General features: G+C 60.6%; 16 protein-coding genes. 5 read left to right on the top strand and 11 right to left on the bottom strand.

All coding sequences use genetic code 11. The features are described 5' to 3' along the window. Nucleotides 1-182: 182 nt before the first annotated feature. Entirely contained in the window at nt 183-2,300 is a 2,118-nt protein-coding gene (gene pnp / locus IGS61_RS15460; protein WP_010399742.1) for a polyribonucleotide nucleotidyltransferase, read from the bottom strand. A 232-nt stretch (nt 2,301-2,532) separates the two neighbouring features. After that, nucleotides 2,533-2,802, bottom strand: a complete 270-nt coding sequence (gene rpsO, locus IGS61_RS15455) for a 30S ribosomal protein S15 (RefSeq protein ID WP_010399743.1) — start codon at nt 2,800-2,802, stop codon at nt 2,533-2,535. Nucleotides 2,803-2,987: 185 nt separating this feature from the next. Here rpsO and bamE point away from each other — a divergent pair, with 185 nt between their 5' ends. Beyond that, nucleotides 2,988-3,485, top strand: a complete 498-nt coding sequence (bamE, locus tag IGS61_RS15450) for an outer membrane protein assembly factor BamE domain-containing protein (protein WP_230540369.1) — start codon at nt 2,988-2,990, stop codon at nt 3,483-3,485. Nucleotides 3,486-3,627: 142 nt separating this feature from the next. Here the strand turns inward: bamE and IGS61_RS15445 are convergent, their stop codons facing one another. From IGS61_RS15445 to IGS61_RS15405, 9 genes are all read right to left on the bottom strand, one after another. Then, nucleotides 3,628-5,172: a 2-isopropylmalate synthase gene (locus tag IGS61_RS15445; protein ID WP_230540368.1), complete on the bottom strand. Its 1,545-nt coding sequence runs from the start codon at nt 5,170-5,172 to the stop codon at nt 3,628-3,630. Nucleotides 5,173-5,220: 48 nt separating this feature from the next. After that, a complete protein-coding gene (pssA, locus tag IGS61_RS15440; RefSeq protein ID WP_230540367.1) occupies nt 5,221-6,072 on the bottom strand; it encodes a CDP-diacylglycerol--serine O-phosphatidyltransferase in 852 nt (283 codons plus the stop codon). Between the two features lie 157 nt (nt 6,073-6,229). Next, the gene (locus IGS61_RS15435) at nt 6,230-6,985 is read right to left on the bottom strand and encodes an SIMPL domain-containing protein (RefSeq protein ID WP_230540366.1); all 756 of its coding nucleotides are present in this window, start codon (nt 6,983-6,985) and stop codon (nt 6,230-6,232) included. Between the two features lie 103 nt (nt 6,986-7,088). Continuing rightward, nucleotides 7,089-7,844, bottom strand: coding sequence for an SIMPL domain-containing protein (locus tag IGS61_RS15430; RefSeq protein WP_230540365.1), 756 nt, complete (start codon nt 7,842-7,844; stop codon nt 7,089-7,091). 206 nt (nt 7,845-8,050) lie between these two features. Then, nucleotides 8,051-9,289, bottom strand: coding sequence for an MFS transporter (locus IGS61_RS15425; protein WP_230540364.1), 1,239 nt, complete (start codon nt 9,287-9,289; stop codon nt 8,051-8,053). A gap of 175 nt (nt 9,290-9,464) precedes the next feature. Continuing rightward, nucleotides 9,465-9,875, bottom strand: a complete 411-nt coding sequence (locus tag IGS61_RS15420) for a hypothetical protein (protein ID WP_230540363.1) — start codon at nt 9,873-9,875, stop codon at nt 9,465-9,467. 150 nt (nt 9,876-10,025) lie between these two features. Further along, nucleotides 10,026-11,042, bottom strand: coding sequence for a ketol-acid reductoisomerase (gene ilvC, locus IGS61_RS15415; protein ID WP_034750044.1), 1,017 nt, complete (start codon nt 11,040-11,042; stop codon nt 10,026-10,028). A gap of 74 nt (nt 11,043-11,116) precedes the next feature. Beyond that, nucleotides 11,117-11,608, bottom strand: coding sequence for an acetolactate synthase small subunit (gene ilvN / locus IGS61_RS15410; protein WP_010399754.1), 492 nt, complete (start codon nt 11,606-11,608; stop codon nt 11,117-11,119). A gap of 1 nt (nt 11,609) precedes the next feature. Next, entirely contained in the window at nt 11,610-13,340 is a 1,731-nt protein-coding gene (locus tag IGS61_RS15405; RefSeq protein ID WP_051991041.1) for an acetolactate synthase 3 catalytic subunit, read from the bottom strand. Nucleotides 13,341-13,836: 496 nt separating this feature from the next. Here IGS61_RS15405 and IGS61_RS15400 point away from each other — a divergent pair, with 496 nt between their 5' ends. From IGS61_RS15400 to IGS61_RS15385, 4 genes are read left to right on the top strand one after another with little or no spacing between them, the layout of a single operon-like run. Then, nucleotides 13,837-14,406 (top strand): RNA polymerase sigma factor, encoded by a 570-nt coding sequence (locus IGS61_RS15400; protein ID WP_230540362.1) that lies wholly within the window; start codon nt 13,837-13,839, stop codon nt 14,404-14,406. Continuing rightward, the gene (locus IGS61_RS15395) at nt 14,403-14,807 is read left to right on the top strand and encodes a DUF3619 family protein (protein ID WP_230540361.1); all 405 of its coding nucleotides are present in this window, start codon (nt 14,403-14,405) and stop codon (nt 14,805-14,807) included. The genes IGS61_RS15400 and IGS61_RS15395 overlap by 4 nt, the downstream gene beginning before the upstream one ends. Further along, the gene (locus tag IGS61_RS15390) at nt 14,808-15,578 is read left to right on the top strand and encodes a DUF3106 domain-containing protein (RefSeq protein WP_230540360.1); all 771 of its coding nucleotides are present in this window, start codon (nt 14,808-14,810) and stop codon (nt 15,576-15,578) included. Beyond that, entirely contained in the window at nt 15,568-16,104 is a 537-nt protein-coding gene (locus IGS61_RS15385; RefSeq protein ID WP_230540359.1) for an RDD family protein, read from the top strand. The genes IGS61_RS15390 and IGS61_RS15385 overlap by 11 nt, the downstream gene beginning before the upstream one ends. Nucleotides 16,105-16,167 lie beyond the last annotated feature (63 nt).

The following is a 16,167-nucleotide window of genomic DNA, read 5'->3' as shown; positions in this document are numbered from 1 at the left end:
ATCCCCCCTTGAATCTACAAGGCGCAAAACCGGCCAATGCGACCTGCATCAAGGCCGGTGCACGCGTCGGCACACAGCTTCGATGCAGCGCAAACGATGCGCATAAAAAAACCGCCAGGGCTTGCGCGCCGGCGGTTTTTGAGCATGCGGCGAAAGCCGCACTCAGGCTAACTTAGACGAACTTAAGCGGCTGGCGCTTCGTTGCCTTCGGCAGCTTTCATCGACAGCTTCAGGCGGCCGCGGTCGTCCGTCTCCAGAACCTTGACGCGCACCAGCTGGCCTTCTTTCAGGTAGTCGGCCACGGCGTTGACGCGCTCGTTGGCGATCTGCGAGATGTGCAGCAAGCCGTCCTTGCCTGGCATGACTTGCACGATGGCGCCGAAGTCCAGCAGTTTCAGCACGGTGCCTTCGTAGGTCTTGCCCACTTCGACGGATGCCGTCAGTTCTTCGATGCGGCGCTTGGCTTCCTGGCCGGCGGCAGCGTCGACGGAAGCGATGGTGACCACGCCTTCGTCGCTGATGTCGATCTGGGTGCCCGTCTCTTCGGTCAGCGCGCGGATCACGGCGCCGCCCTTGCCGATCACGTCACGGATTTTTTCCGGGTTGATCTTGATGGTGATCAGACGCGGTGCGAAATCGGACAGTTCGGTTTTGACGTGCGGCATGGCTTTTTGCATTTCGCCCAGGATGTGCTCGCGGCCTTCCTTGGCTTGCGCCAGCGCCACTTGCATGATTTCCTTGGTGATGCCCATGATCTTGATGTCCATCTGCAGCGCCGTGATACCGTTGCGGGTACCGGCTACCTTGAAGTCCATGTCGCCCAGGTGATCTTCGTCGCCCAGGATGTCGGACAGCACGGCAAACTTGCCGCCTTCCTTGATCAGGCCCATGGCGATACCGGCCACGTGTTCTTTCATCGGCACGCCGGCGTCCATCAGTGCCAGGCAGCCGCCGCAGACAGATGCCATCGACGAGGAACCGTTCGATTCCGTGATTTCCGATACCAGGCGCACCGAGTAGCTGAACTCTTCGGCGGCTGGCAGGGCGGCGATCAGCGCGCGCTTGGCCAGGCGGCCGTGGCCGATTTCGCGGCGCTTCGGCGTACCGACACGGCCCGTTTCGCCCGTGGCGAACGGAGGCATGTTGTAATGCAGCATGAACGAATCCGTGAATTCGCCCATCAGCGCATCGATCTTCTGGCTGTCGCGGGCGGTGCCCAAAGTTGCCACGACCAGCGCTTGCGTTTCGCCGCGCGTGAACAGGGCCGAACCGTGGGTGCGTGGCAGCACGCTGGTGCGGATCGAGATCGGACGCACGGTGCGCGTGTCGCGGCCGTCGATGCGTGGCTCGCCGTCCAGGATCTGCGTACGCACGATCTTGGCTTCGATGTCGAACAGGATGTTATTGACTTCAGCGCTGTCGATCGACGCGCCGCCGGCGGCAGCCGCTTCAGCCGACAGGTCGGCGATCACTTCCGACGTTGCCGCCTTCAGCTTGGCCGTGCGCTCTTGCTTGTCCTTGGTTTGATACGCATCATTGATCTTGGCGTTGGCGAAATGCGCAACGCGGGCGATCAGTGCTTCGTTTTTCGGCGCAGGCGCCCATTCCACTTCCGGCTTGCCGCCGTCACGCACCAGGTCGTGAATCGCGTCGATGACGACTTTCATCTGGTCGTGGCCGAAGACCACGGCGCCCAGCATGATTTCTTCGGACAGCTGTTTCGCTTCCGATTCGACCATCAGCACGGCCGTTTCGGTACCGGCGACAACCAGGTCCATTTCCGACGTTTTCAGTTGCTGGACGGTTGGGTTCAGGATGTACTGGCCGTTGGCGTAACCGACGCGCGCGGCGCCGATAGGACCGTTGAAAGGCACGCCCGACACGCACAGGGCGGCCGATGCGCCGATCATGGCGGCGATGTCCGGATCGATTTCAGGGTTGACCGACAGCACGTGAATGATGACTTGAACTTCATTCAGGTAGCCTTCCGGGAACAGCGGACGGATAGGACGGTCGATCAGACGCGATGTCAGTGTTTCTTTTTCGGAAGGACGGCCTTCGCGCTTGAAAAAACCGCCCGGGATTTTACCGGCAGCATAGGTTTTCTCGACATAATCAACCGTCAAAGGGAAGAAATCCTGGCCTGGCTTGGCATCTTTGCGTGCCACTACCGTTGCCAGAACGACGGTATCTTCGATCGACACCAGCACTGCGCCGGATGCCTGACGAGCGATTTCGCCGGTTTCCAGGGTCACTTGATGTTGACCGTACTGGAAGGTTTTCGTAACTTTGTTAAACATGGGGTATCCCTTTTCTAATTGCCGACAGATTTTCAGGGGCTGTCGTTCACCTCACCACAGGCGGCGTAAAAATGCTGCCTTTACTTGTTGCCACCTTTGCTACTTTACTTTTAAAACATGATGTCGGTAGAGAATACTGTACTTCCCGACATAAATCCGGAATTCAAATGACAAAATGCCCGCGTCAGCGAACTGGCGCAGGCATTTCTGTATAAACCTTGTACGGCAAAAATTACTTGCGCAGACCAAGTTTAGCGATCAGGTCGCGATAACGGGTAGCGTCTTTAGCCTTCAGGTAGGACAACAGGCTCTTACGACGGTTGACCATCATGATCAGGCCGCGGCGGGAGTGGTGATCTTTCGAGTGGGCTTTGAAGTGGCCGTTCAGTTCGTTGATGCGAGCTGTCAGCAGTGCAACTTGCACTTCAGGGGAGCCGGTGTCGTTTTGACCACGTGCGTTGTCCGCGATGATAGCGGCTTTGTTGATGTTTTCTACTGTCATGATAAACCTTTCACATGCGGTGCACAGAGTCTGAACCCTATCCACCGTGAACTACGATTATTAAAATACTGGCCTAGGCTTCCAACCAGACGCGCAAGTATATCGGAAAAATGCCCGCCTGTATCCTGTCGTGCGCGCTTTTCTCGGTGCATGATAGGGTTTTCCTGCATTTCAGGAGGTCCAACATGAAAAATCTGCTCAAATTAGCAACACCGCTGCTGTTTGCCGTGCTGGCCGGCTGCGCCAGCTGGAACGTCCCGCCGCCGCAGCCGGGCGAGCCGCGCGCCGCCGTGGAAGCGCGCCTGGGCCGTCCGACGAATATCTACCAGCTGCCCACGGGGCCGGAACTGGAATACGCGACGGGGCCGTACGGTCAATATACCTACATGGCCCGCTTCGGCCCCGACGACAAGTTGATTTCCTACGAGCAAGTGCTCGACACGTCGGGCTTTGCCCGCATCAAGGTAGGCGTGTCGACCCAGCAAGACGTGCTGCACACGCTGGGCCGCCCGACGGAAACCTCGTATCTGTCGCTGCCGAAACTGCACGTCTGGTCTTACCGCTACAAGGAATCGGGCGTGTGGGATTCCATGATGCACGTGCACTTCGACCACGACGGCATCGTGCGCATGATGATGAACGGGCCCGATCCGGCCAAGGAAGAGCGCCGCTTCTTCTGGTAATACATTACCGGCACAACAACGCCTGATAAAACCGTAGCGAGCGGAAGAGAGAGGTGGCTAAGAAGCGCAACCGTACTCTAGTACGGTGAGCATCGCAGGCCACCTATATCGACGCGTAGTAGGTTTAATCAGGCGTCCGTCACTAAGGTTGCGGGTCGATCCGCTCATCCTTGGCGTGTAACTTATTGAGCGCCGACAAATACGCCTTGGCCGACGCGACGATGATGTCCGGGTCGGCGCCCACGCCGTTGACGATGCGCCCGTCGCGTGACAGCCGCATCGTCACCTCTCCCTGCGACTGCGTGCCCGTGCTGATGGCATTGACGGAGAACAAGACCAGCTCCGCGCCGCTGGCGGCCGCGCTTTCGATGGCGTTGACGGTGGCGTCGACGGGACCGTCGCCCTGCCCTTCGCAGCTGCGCTGCACGCCGCCGACGAGGAATTCCACGCGCGCATGGGGCACGGCGCCCGTCGTCGACTGTTGCGTCAGCGCAATAAATCGGTAGTGCTCACTTTCCTGCGCCTGCTGTTCATCGCTGACAAGGGCCATGATGTCTTCGTCGAAAATCTCGGATTTGCGGTCCGCCAGCTCCTTGAAGCGCAGAAAAGCCGCGTTGACTTCCGCTTCCGATTCGAGCGCAATGCCCAGCTCCTGCAGCCGCTGCTTGAAGGCGTTGCGGCCCGACAATTTGCCGAGGACGATCTTGTTGGCCGTCCAGCCCACGTCTTCGGCGCGCATGATTTCATACGTCTCGCGCGCCTTTAAAATGCCGTCCTGGTGGATGCCGGACGCGTGCGCAAAGGCATTCGCGCCGACGACGGCCTTGTTCGGCTGCACGGCAAAGCCCGTGATCTGCGACACCATTTTCGAGGCGGCCACGATTTGCGTTGTATCAATGCCCACCGTCAAGTTGTAATAGGCGGCGCGCGTGCGCAGCGCCATCACCACTTCTTCCAGCGCCGTATTGCCGGCCCGCTCGCCGAGGCCATTGACGGTGCACTCGATCTGCCGCGCGCCGCCGATCATGACGCCGGCCAGCGAATTGGCCACGGCCAGGCCCAGGTCGTTATGACAATGGACAGACCAGATGGCTTTATCGGAGTTCGGTATGCGTTCGCGCAAGCGCTTGATGGTAGCGCCGAAGATTTCAGGCACGGCGTAGCCGACCGTATCGGGGAAATTGATGGTGGTGGCGCCCTCGGCGATCACGCCCTCCAGCACGCGGCAGAGGAAATCCTCGTCGGAGCGGCTGCCGTCTTCGGGGCTGAATTCGATGTCGTCCGTAAACTGGCGCGCGTAGCGCACGGCGTTCTGCGCCTGCAATAAAACTTCCTCGGGCGTCATGCGCAGCTTCATCTGCATGTGCAGGGGCGACGTGGCGATGAAGGTGTGGATGCGCTTGCGCTCGGCCGGTTGCAACGCTTCGGCGGCGCGGGCGATGTCGCGGTCGTTGGCGCGCGACAGCGAGCAGATGGTGGACTCGCGCACGGCGCCGGCAATCGCTCGTATCGACTCGAAGTCGCCTTGCGAGGCAGCGGCGAAGCCCGCTTCGATCACATCAACCTTCATGCGCTCGAGCTGCCTGGCGATGCGCAGCTTTTCCTCGCGCGTCATGGAAGCGCCCGGCGATTGCTCGCCGTCGCGCAAGGTGGTGTCAAAAATGATGAGTCGGTTGCTGGTGTTCATGGCTGCTCCTGGCTGGCTGAAGACTGGCGACGCTACCGACCCAGCGCATCAATGCTCGGGGTCGGTCTGGATGATGCTGACGGGCTTGCCCTTCGCCATGCGCCAGAAAAACACGGCGTAGCCGGACAGGCCATAGGCGACGAAAATCGGGAACAGCACTTTCGGCGGGTCGATGGAAATGAGCGCGAAGAACAATGCCAGCAGGAATACCACGATGAAAGGCACGGACTTGCGGAAATTCACATCCTTGAAACTGTAGAACGGCACGTTGGTGACCATGGTCAAGCCGGAAAACAGGGCGATCGTCCACGAGACCCAGGCCAGCTGGTTGCCGGCAAATTCCAGGTCGTTCATCAGCAGGATGAAGCCGGCCACCATGGCGGCGGCCGCCGGGCTGGGCAAGCCCTGGAAAAAGCGCTTGTCGACCACGGCGATGTTCGTGTTGAAGCGGGCCAGGCGCAAGGCGGCGCCGGCGCAATACACGAAGGCGGCCAGCCAGCCCAGTTTGCCCATGCCGCGCAGCGACCATTCGTAGATCACCAGCGCCGGCGCGGCGCCGAACGACACCATGTCGGACAGGCTGTCGTACTGGGCGCCGAATTCGCTCTGCGTATTCGTCAGGCGCGCGATGCGGCCATCGAGGCCGTCGAGGATCATGGCGATGAAGATGGCCCAGGCCGCGTGTTCGAATTTCTGGTTCATGGCCATGACGATGGCGTAGAAACCGCAAAACAGGGCTGCCGTCGTGAAGGCGTTCGGCAACAGATAGATGCCGCGGCGGCGCAAGGTTTTCTTGCCCGTGCCATCGGCCACCGGCTGGCGCACGAATTTGCTGAAGCGGGACGCTTTGGATGCTGCGGGAGTGCCGTTCTTGCCTCTACGACGGGGGAAGTTTGCCATGTTGTTCCATATCTTGTGTACTGCGGGGGATTCGGTGCCAGATGGCAGGCGCATTCGTCTTGCGGCATGCGCCTGCCGATGTTGCCATTATAGAGGAGCCGCCGCCAAAGAAAAGCGCGGCGGCGTCAAGCCGGCAATATTGACACCAATACTAGCCTTATTTGAACTTGACCTTGGCCACCAGCCCCATGTTGAGGGTGGTTTCGCCCGGCTCGAAGCTCGGTTCGGCCACCTGGCTGCCGCCATAGCCCATGGAATCGGCGCTCATGGCGCGCGCGCCGGCCACGCTGACGCGTTGCGCGTAGTTGCCCGAACCTTCGAAATCAATGGTGTCGATGACGGCATCGTTGACGTTGCGGCCCATGGCACCGGCGATGGCCGTCACGCGCTCGTTGAGGTTCTTGTAGGCGGCGGCGATGCGCTGGTCGTCGAGCTTGCGGATGGTGGCGGGCGCCAGGCCGAAGTTCAGGCGGTTCAGGGTCAGCACGCCTTGCGCGGCCGACACGGTTTTCGGCAAGGCGGCCAGATTCGTCGTCGTTACCTGCAGGTACTGGCCTACGCGCCAGCCGGTCGGCACACGCGGCTTGGCGGCGACGCCCGGCGGCAAGGGCGCCGTTTCCGGGTACACGGCATACGTGTAGTAACCCTGGGTCTTCAGCACGGCTTGCGGGTCGGCCTTCTTGACGATGGCCACGCCCTGGTTCATCTTCTGGTTCACGCGCGAGGCGGCGGCGGCCTTGTCCTTGTCCTGCTCTTCGATGGCCAGGGTGACGGTCACCTGGTCATTCGCATGCACCACTTCGCCATTCGCGGGCACCACCACGAGGGTGCCGGCGGTGGGCAAGGTTTGGGCGTGTGCGCCCAGGGCTATGGTAGCGGCGGCAGCGGCCAGCAACGATTTCATGACGGTCATGGTGTTCTCCTGGAAAATAATGGGGCAAAAACGACCATGGGGCCAGCAGCCCCATGATCATCTTAAAACATGCTAACGCGGAAACATTTCCACGCGAGTGCGCTTACTTGAACTTGACCTTGCCGACGACGCGCATGTCGAGCGTCGTTTCGCCTGGTTCGAAGCTCGGTTCGGCGACGGTGCTGTCTTCGGCCATCTTGGCGCTGCGCATCATCATCGGTGCGGCGGCAGGACGGCTTTCGGTGGCGTAATTGCCCGAACCTTCGAAGTCCACGGTATCGAGCACGGCGTCGGAGACGTTGCGGCCCATGGCCTTGGCGATGGCGGCCACGCGCTCGTTCAGGTTTTTATACGTGGCGGCGATGCGCTGGTCGTCCAGCAAGCGGATGGTTTCCGGCTTCAGGCCGAAATTCAAGCCATTCAGGGTCAGCACGCCTTGCGCCGCCGACACGGTTTTTGGCAAGGTCGCCAGGTTGGCCGTCGTCACTTCCAGGTACTGGCCGACACGCCAGGCCGTCGGCAAACGCGGCTTGGCCACGGCGCCGGCCGGCAATGGGCGCTCTTCCGGGTACACGGGATAGGTGTAGTAGCCGTACGATTTCAGTGCGGCCGACGGATCAGCCTGCTTGACGATGGCGATACCCTTGTTCATCTTCTGATTGACTCTCGACGCGGCGGCGGCCTTGTCCTTGTCCTGTTCTTCGACGGCCAGGGTAGCGACCACCTGGTCATTGACATGCTTGACTTCGCCAAATGCGGGGACGACCACCAGGGTGCCGGAAGTCGGCAAGGATTGAGCTTGCGCGCTCAGGGCAACGGTGGCTGCGGCGGCAACAAGGACGGATTTCATCACGGTCATGGGGGTACTCCTAGGTAGTTAATGTGGCTGACAGCCCGCGAAAGGGACGCTTTTGCCATCCCTTTCGCTTGAGAAACTTGTCAAACTGTGTAGATTCTAACGCCTCGTTCATTCCTGTGGCGCAAATTAACAAATCGTCACAAAATGTGCTTGCCAGTCACATCTGCTCACATTTCAATACACTGCCATTGAAAATAACAGTGCTGTTAGTGACCTATGACCGCGCCGCCGCTGCGCCGGCCCGGCTTGAAACTGTGCCGGTGCGCGCGCCAGGCGATGGCCAGCGCCACCAGCAGCAAGGCCAGCATGGCCCATGGGAACGACGCCGCGCCATAGCCGTCGAGCAACATGCCGCCCGCCAGGCCGCCGCCCGCGATGGCCACGTTCCAGATGGTCGCCACCATCGCTTGCGCCACGTCCATGCCGTCGCCGGCCGCATCCGCCGACGCCGTCTGCAGCAGGGTACCCGCGCCACCGAAGGTGATGCCCCAGATGGCCATGCTGACATAGATGACGATTGGCGAGTCCATCGCCAGCCCCAGCGCCACCATCACGAGGGCAAAGGCGGCGATGCAGCCCAGCACGAGCGGGCGCAGCCAGCGGTCGATCAGCTGGCTGACCAGCCAGATGCCGGCCAAGGAACCCACGCCATACACGAGCAGCACCAGGTCGACGCGGGGGCGCAAGCCGGACGGCGCCAGGAACGGGGCAATATAGGTATATAAAATGTTATGCGCCAGCATCCAGGCGACGATCACCGCCAGAATCGGCCGCACGCCCGGCGTCATGAACACTTGCCGGATCGACAGGCGTTCGCCATTCTTTTGCCCCGGATAATCGGGCACGGCCAGCAGCACCCACGCGACCAGCACCACGGCCAGGCCGGACATGATGCCGAAGATGCTGCGCCAGCCCAGCACTCCGCCCATCAGGGTGCCCAGCGGCACGCCCAGCGACAGGGCCAGCGGCGTACCGATCATGGCAATGGCCATCGCCCTGCCCTGCTGTTCCACGCCGACCATGCGGCGCGCGTAGCCGGCCATCAAGCCCCAGGCGAGGCCGGCGGCCATGCCGGTGACGAAGCGCGCGGCCAGGGCGACGACGTAGTTGGGCGCCAGGGCCGTCGCCGTATTGAAGATCAAGAAACCGATGATCGCCAGCAACAAGACATTGCGCCGGCGCCAGGTACTGGTCAGCGCCGTCAGGGGAATCGCCGTCAGGATCGAGCCGATGGCGTACACGGTGACCAGCTGCCCAGTCATGACTTCGGAAATGCCCAGGTCGCGGGCAATCTGCGGCAGCAAGCCGGCCGGCAAGGTTTCCGACAGCAGGGCGAGAAACGCCGTCATGGCCAGGGCCAGCAAGGCCAGGACGGGAAGCCGTTCGGAAACGGAAGATTCGGCAGTGCCCGGCATGGGTACTGTGGCGGTAATGCGGTCGGTCATAGGGGTCCTTCAGGTTGCCAGACGGCTGATCAATTAGCGTCTGGCGTGCTACAAAAGCGGTGATGCGCGTTGCGGTCGGCAGATACCGAAACAGATGCAGCTATATGAAACTGCAAAGGAAGGGCGGGATTGTAAAGCAAACGCAGCAAAAGCGTGCGTACAAAGACAACCGTGCTCAGGCTGGCGTCATGCAGGCGTCATTGGCCGCCTTGCGCGGCGAAAACCAGGCATTCGATCTCGGACTGTACAGCAAGGCGCAGATGACGGCGAACAGGAGCGCGCCAGGCAAGACGTACATCTTCTGCGGCAAGGTCGCCAGGCAGAACGCAATGTCGATCACGCCCCACACCAGGTACACAGTGCGCGCGCCACGCTGTCTTTGCAGCATGGCCAGCGCTGCCACCAGGGTAATGCCCTGACTGAAGATCAAAATCGCGTATTGCACCTCGGCGGGAATCGCGCCGTCCGCCATCCACGCCTGCATGGCGGGATCGTTGCGGCCGAGGTAAGCCGACACCAGCGCCGACAGCGAGCCGATGACCAGAAACCAGCAGCTGATGGCAACCGAAACGGGGCGCTTGACCACATGAAGATTCCCAACAAGAACTTTAGAAAAAACAAGCATGAGGCTGACGGTGTGGTTGAATGGGCCTGATTGTAACGGATGTCGGCTGCCGAACGCCCGCGCACAAAAAAAGCCGGCTTGCGCCGGCTTCGTGTGAGGAACGGTAAATGCTTAGTTCTTCGACTGGTCAACCATCTTGTTCTTGGCGATCCAAGGCATCATGGCGCGCAGTTTCGCGCCCACTTCTTCGATCTGGTGCTCGGACGTCAGACGGCGGCGCGAGATCAGGGTCGGTGCGCCTGCCTTGTTTTCCAGGATGAAGCTCTTCGCGTATTCGCCCGTTTGAATGTCTTTCAGGCATTGACGCATCGCATCCTTGGTGGCCGAGGTCACGACTTTAGGACCGGTCACGTATTCGCCGTATTCGGCGTTGTTCGAGATCGAGTAGTTCATGTTGGCGATGCCGCCTTCATAGATCAGGTCGACGATCAGCTTGAGTTCGTGCAAGCACTCGAAGTACGCCATTTCAGGCGCGTAACCCGCTTCCGTCAGGGTTTCGAAGCCGGCCTTGATCAGTTCCACGGCACCGCCGCACAGCACGGCTTGTTCGCCGAACAAGTCCGTTTCGGTTTCTTCACGGAAATTCGTTTCGATGATGCCGGCACGGCCGCCGCCGTTGGCCGACGCGTACGACAAGGCGATATCGCGGGCGATGCCCGATTTGTCCTGGTACACGGCGATCAGGTGGGGCACGCCGCCGCCCTGGGTGTAGGTGGCGCGCACGGTATGGCCTGGCGCTTTCGGCGCGACCATGATCACGTCCAGGTCGGCGCGTGGCACGACCTGGCCGTAATGCACGTTGAAGCCGTGGGCGAAGGCCAGCACGGCGCCCTGCTTGGCGAACGGAGCGATGTTTTCGTTGTAGACCTGGGCGATGTTTTCATCCGGCAACAAGATCATGATGACGTCGGCCGCTTTCACGGCGTCGTTGACTTCCGCTACTTTCAGGCCAGCTTGTTCGACCTTGGTCCACGAAGCGCCGCCCTTGCGCAGGCCGACGGTGACGTTGACGCCCGAATCGTTCAGGTTTTGCGCGTGCGCGTGGCCTTGCGAACCGTAGCCGATGATGGCAACGTTTTTGCCCTTGATCAAGGAGAGGTCAGCGTCTTTGTCGTAAAAAACTTTCATGGTATTTCCTATAATTTGATGATGCGTTGTTGTTTTAAATGCGGCCCGCGGGCCGCGTAGTGCTGCTTGTATTTTTATACTTTGAGGATGCGTTCGCCGCGGCCGATGCCGGAACCGCCCGTGCGGACGGTTTCCAGGATGGCGGCGCGGTCGATCGAATCGATGAACGCGTCGAGCTTGACCTTGTTGCCGGTCAGTTCGATCGTGTACGTCTTTTCGGTGACATCGATGATGCGGCCACGGAAGATATCGGCGGTGCGCTTCATTTCCTCGCGCTCCTTGCCCACGGCACGAACCTTGATCAGCATCAACTCGCGTTCGATATGCTGGCCTTCGGTCAGATCCACCACCTTCACCACCTCAATCAGACGGTTCAGGTGCTTGGTGATCTGCTCGATGATGTCGTCCGAACCGCTGGTGACGATGGTCATGCGCGACAGGGTCGAGTCTTCCGTCGGCGCCACCGTCAATGTTTCGATGTTGTAGCCGCGTGCCGAGAACAGGCCCACCACGCGCGACAGGGCGCCCGCTTCGTTTTCCAGCAAGACAGAAATAATATGGCGCATATTAAAGATCCTCCGAACCGAGCATCATTTCGGACAGGCCCTTGCCGGCTTTCACCATTGGCCACACGTTTTCGGACTGGTCGGTAATGAAGTTCATGAATACCAGCCTGTCTTTCATGCCGAACGCCTCTTTCAGGGCGCCGTCGACGTCGCCCGGTTTTTCAATTTTCATGCCCACGTGGCCATACGCTTCGGCCAGCTTCTCGAAGTCGGGCAGCGAATCCATGTACGACTCGGAATAGCGCGAACCGTAATCGATTTCCTGCCACTGGCGCACCATGCCGAGGAAACGGTTGTTGAGCATGATGATCTTCGGCGTCAGGTGATACTGCTTGCACGTGGCGAGTTCCTGGATGCACATCTGGATCGAGCCTTCGCCGGTAATACAAGCAACGGTGGCGTCCGGATTGGCCATCTGCACGCCCATGGCGTACGGCAAGCCGACCCCCATGGTGCCCAGGCCGCCGGAATTGATCCAGCGGCGCGGCTTATCAAAACCATAATATTGCGCGGCCCACATCTGGTGCTGGCCCACGTCGGACGTGATGAAGGCATCGCCCTTGGTGATCTGAAACACTTTTTCCACCACCGATTGCGGCTTGATGACCAGGTCGGAGGTTGGATATTTCAGGCATTCGCGGCCGCGCCATTCGGCGATCTGCTTCCACCAGTTGCTCAAGGCATTGACGTTCGGCTTGGCTTCGGCCGCGTCCAGTTGCGCGAGGAACTCGATCAGCACGTCCTTGACGTTGCCGACGATGGGGATATCGACCTTGACGCGCTTGGAAATCGACGATGGATCGATGTCCACGTGGATGATCTTGCGCGGATGCGAGGCGAAATGTTTCGGGTTGCCGATCACGCGGTCATCGAAACGGGCGCCGATGGCGATCAGGACGTCGCAATTTTGCATCGCCATGTTCGCTTCGTAGGTGCCGTGCATGCCGGGCATGCCGACATACTGCTCGCTCGAGGCGCGGTAGCCGCCCAGGCCCATCAAGGTGTTGGTGCAAGGGAAACCCAGGCGGTCGACCAGCTTGTTCAGCTCGGGAGCCGCATGCGCCAGGATGACGCCGCCGCCCGTGTAGATCATCGGGCGTTCGGCTTGCAGCAGCAGCTGCACGGCCTTGCGGATCTGGCCCGAATGGCCCTTGTCGACGGGACGGTAGGAACGCATCTCGACTTCCTTCGGGTAGTCGAAATGGCATTTGTGCATGCTGATATCCTTGGGGATATCGACCAGCACGGGTCCCGGACGGCCGGTACGGGCGATGAAGAAGGCTTTCTTGATCGTCGCTGCCAGGTCCTTGACGTCCTTGACGAGGAAGTTGTGCTTGACGACGGGGCGCGTGATGCCGACCGTGTCGCATTCCTGGAACGCATCCTGCCCGATGGCGTGGCTCGGCACCTGGCCGGAGATCACCACCATGGGAATCGAGTCCATGTACGCGGTCGACAGGCCCGTGACGGCATTCGTGACGCCCGGACCGGACGTGACGATGGCGACACCGACCTTGTTCGAGCTGCGCGAATAGGCATCGGCGGCGTGGATCGCGGCCTGCTCGTGGCGTACCAGGATATGCTGGAATTTGTTTTGCTGGAAGATGGCGTCGTAGATATAGAGTACGGCTCCGCCCGGGTATCCAAAGACGTGCTCGACGCCCTCTTCAGCCAGACAGCGCACGACAATTTCTGCGCCGGTAATGGGTCCTGCTGCTGCTTCGGTATTCATGAAACATTCCTTTCAAGGTCCATTGGAGATTGATCGGATGTTCTTTCCTGACGAGGTACGCCTAACGCAACAGTGCTCCTGCTTCCCTTTTCATGCGGTCACGCAATTTCTTTGGGCACCCATAGATACCTTACAAAACAACGCTTAACGCAACTCGTTTGGCCGGAGTTTCTGTGGCGCCTGTACGAACCGCTCGCGCTTGTGGCGCGGGTTAGAACAAACTGCCTACAAATGAAAGCGCGTCTTGCCGCGGATAGCCTTGTGTGCCGGTCGCGACCTGACCATAGGGCTTTGGGGTGTTCAAAGCGTCCCATACGTTATCGCGTTGCACCATGATGGTCAAGGAAAATGTCGGCCTCGCTGCATTTTTGCCCGCACAACGTGCAAAAACCCTGCGGAAACGCACATTTTTTGCTAGCATGCACGGGGTTGCAAAAAGCATACCCGCCCCCATTTCGCCCACCGCACCCGCAGCCGCTAAGATCCCCGATACCGCATGGCAACAGACAAAGAATTATCCGACTTTCTAGAAAATGTCGAGCGGCGCGCTTTCAAGCAGGCCGCCTACGCGGTCCGCAAGGAAGAATCGGCACTCGACATCGTGCAGGATGCCATGATCAAGCTGGCCGAGAAATACGGCGACAAGCCGGCCGCCGAGCTGCCGATGCTGTTCCAGCGCATCTTGCAGAACACCATCCTTGATTATTTCCGTCGTGAAAAAGTTCGCAACACCTGGGTCAGCCTGTTTTCCGGCATGAAGCCCTCGGGCGACGAGCATGAAGATTTTGATATACTTGACACGTATGAATCGGAACAGGGATCGAGCGCCGCCGAATCCTCGGCCGACCAGGTCGAACGCGCGCAAATCCTTGATTTGATTGATATAGAGGTACAAAAACTGCCGTCACGTCAACGCGAAGCCTTCCTCATGCGTTATTGGCAGGACATGGATGTGGCTGAAACAGCGGAAGCGATGGGTTGCTCCGAAGGTAGCGTGAAAACACATTGCTCCAGAGCTACCCACACGCTCGCCGAATCGCTGAAAGCCAAGGGAATTAAATTATGAACACCGACGATCTCAATTTCGCTTACAAAGTGCGCCATGCACTGAACGAAAAACTCGACGACCTGCCCGCATCGGCCACCGATCGCCTGGCAGCGGCACGCAAGCTGGCCCTGTCGCGCAAGAAGGCGGACGCGCCCATCGCCGTGGCCGCGCGTGAAAACGTGTTCGCCGGCGTGGCCAGCCAGTTCTTCGCCGAGCCGCTGTCGTGGCTGGGCCGCATGAGCGTCATCATCCCGCTGCTGCTGCTGGTCGGCGGCCTGGTGGGCATCTATCAGTTTGAGCAGGAACAACATATTGCCGAACTGGCAGAAATCGATGCCGCCGTGCTGTCCGACGAATTGCCGCTGTCCGCGTACATGGACCATGGCTTCAACGCCTACCTGACGAAACGCGAGCAATAAATGGCACGCACGAGCGTACGCAAAGGCTGGCTGGCCGGCGGCATCGGCCTGGGCGCCTGCGCCCTGGCGGGCGCCGCCTGGGTAGGCGCGCAGCAACATGCCGCGCCCGCCGCGCCTCCCGTGGCGGCAGCGCCCGTGGTGGCGCCGGCCCCGGCCGTCAAACCCGGTTCGCCCCGCACGGCCGGCAAGGGCGGCACGCCGCCCAAGGCCAGCGAGAATCCCTCGTGGAACAAGCTGTCGCGCGCGCAGCAGGAAGCCCTGCAGCCGCTGGCGGGCGAATGGAACAAGCTCGAAGCCTTGCGCAAGCAGAAATGGCTCGATATCGCCAACCGCTTTGCCTCCATGTCGCCCGACGAGCAAACCCGCGTGCATGAGCGCATGCGCGAATGGGTCAAGCTGACGCCGGAACAGCGCCGCCTGGTGCGCGAAAACTATGCGCGCACGAAGAAGATTGATCCTGGTCAAAAAACCGCGCAATGGGAGCAATACCAGCAATTGCCGGAAGATCAAAAGAAAAAGCTGGCCACAGAACTGGTGCCGATGCCGAAAAAGCCGCTGGAAAAAGTTCCCGCGATCAATTCGAACACGAGCAAGCCGGCCCCCATCCTGCTCCCCACTACGCCGGCAGCGCCTGTCGCCACCGCCCCCGCCACGCCGCCAGCCGCCACGCCAGCGGTGGCCGTGCCGGTCACGGATCCGGCCGCGATCCCCGCCACCGTGCCCGTCACGCCACCCACCACGCCTGCCCCACTGCCGACCAATGCCAAATAGCACGCCTGCCGCCAGCATCACTTCCCATCCCACGATCAAGCGCCGCCTGATTTCCATGGTGTACGAATCGCTGCTGGCCCTGGCCGTGCTGTTCCTGCCTTTCCTGCTGTTCGAACTGGCCGTGCAAGGCGCGCATACGCCGTTGACGGAACACATGCGCCAATGCCTGGCCTTCCTCGTCATGGGCGCGTATTTCATCCATCAATGGAGCCGCGAAGGGCAAACCCTGGCCATGAAGACGTGGCGCCTGAAAGTCGTGCTGCCGGGCCATGCCCACGTGCCGCTGCGCGTGGCCGCGTACCGCTACATCCTGTCATGGATGTGGCTGCTGCCTGCGCTGCTGGTGTCGTATGCATTCGGCTTGCAGCACTGGACAGCGCTGGGCGCCATCGGCGCGGGCATCCTGGCCTGGTCGGCCACGGCCCTGTTCACGGGCAATGGGCAATTCCTGCACGACAAGCTGGCGGGCACGCAGATCGTGCAATTGCCGGCACCGGCCAAGAAGTCGAAGAAAGTCGCCGCCTGAGTTTTTATGCGGCTTGACCTGGGTCATTGAAGCGCCACGGGGGCTCTGCGATCATGGCATGCC

It is taken from the genome of Janthinobacterium sp. FW305-129 (assembly GCF_020858115.1).
In the GTDB taxonomy this organism is placed as follows: Bacteria; Pseudomonadota; Gammaproteobacteria; order Burkholderiales; family Burkholderiaceae_D; genus Janthinobacterium.
Note: the sequence above shows the minus strand (reverse complement) of the source record. Positions and strands in the feature narration are given on the sequence as shown.

What these genes read in the sequence shown, in the direction of transcription:
- pnp (WP_010399742.1), bottom strand. Translation starts at nt 2,300, where the DNA reads ATGTTTAACAAAGTTACGAAAACCTTCCAGTACGGTCAACATCAAGTG.
- rpsO (WP_010399743.1), bottom strand. Translation starts at nt 2,802, where the DNA reads ATGACAGTAGAAAACATCAACAAAGCCGCTATCATCGCGGACAACGCA.
- bamE (WP_230540369.1), top strand. Translation starts at nt 2,988, where the DNA reads ATGAAAAATCTGCTCAAATTAGCAACACCGCTGCTGTTTGCCGTGCTG.
- IGS61_RS15445 (WP_230540368.1), bottom strand. Translation starts at nt 5,172, where the DNA reads ATGAACACCAGCAACCGACTCATCATTTTTGACACCACCTTGCGCGAC.
- pssA (WP_230540367.1), bottom strand. Translation starts at nt 6,072, where the DNA reads ATGGCAAACTTCCCCCGTCGTAGAGGCAAGAACGGCACTCCCGCAGCA.
- IGS61_RS15435 (WP_230540366.1), bottom strand. Translation starts at nt 6,985, where the DNA reads ATGACCGTCATGAAATCGTTGCTGGCCGCTGCCGCCGCTACCATAGCC.
- IGS61_RS15430 (WP_230540365.1), bottom strand. Translation starts at nt 7,844, where the DNA reads ATGACCGTGATGAAATCCGTCCTTGTTGCCGCCGCAGCCACCGTTGCC.
- IGS61_RS15425 (WP_230540364.1), bottom strand. Translation starts at nt 9,289, where the DNA reads ATGACCGACCGCATTACCGCCACAGTACCCATGCCGGGCACTGCCGAA.
- ilvC (WP_034750044.1), bottom strand. Translation starts at nt 11,042, where the DNA reads ATGAAAGTTTTTTACGACAAAGACGCTGACCTCTCCTTGATCAAGGGC.
- ilvN (WP_010399754.1), bottom strand. Translation starts at nt 11,608, where the DNA reads ATGCGCCATATTATTTCTGTCTTGCTGGAAAACGAAGCGGGCGCCCTG.
- IGS61_RS15405 (WP_051991041.1), bottom strand. Translation starts at nt 13,340, where the DNA reads ATGAATACCGAAGCAGCAGCAGGACCCATTACCGGCGCAGAAATTGTC.
- IGS61_RS15400 (WP_230540362.1), top strand. Translation starts at nt 13,837, where the DNA reads ATGGCAACAGACAAAGAATTATCCGACTTTCTAGAAAATGTCGAGCGG.
- IGS61_RS15395 (WP_230540361.1), top strand. Translation starts at nt 14,403, where the DNA reads ATGAACACCGACGATCTCAATTTCGCTTACAAAGTGCGCCATGCACTG.
- IGS61_RS15390 (WP_230540360.1), top strand. Translation starts at nt 14,808, where the DNA reads ATGGCACGCACGAGCGTACGCAAAGGCTGGCTGGCCGGCGGCATCGGC.
- IGS61_RS15385 (WP_230540359.1), top strand. Translation starts at nt 15,568, where the DNA reads ATGCCAAATAGCACGCCTGCCGCCAGCATCACTTCCCATCCCACGATC.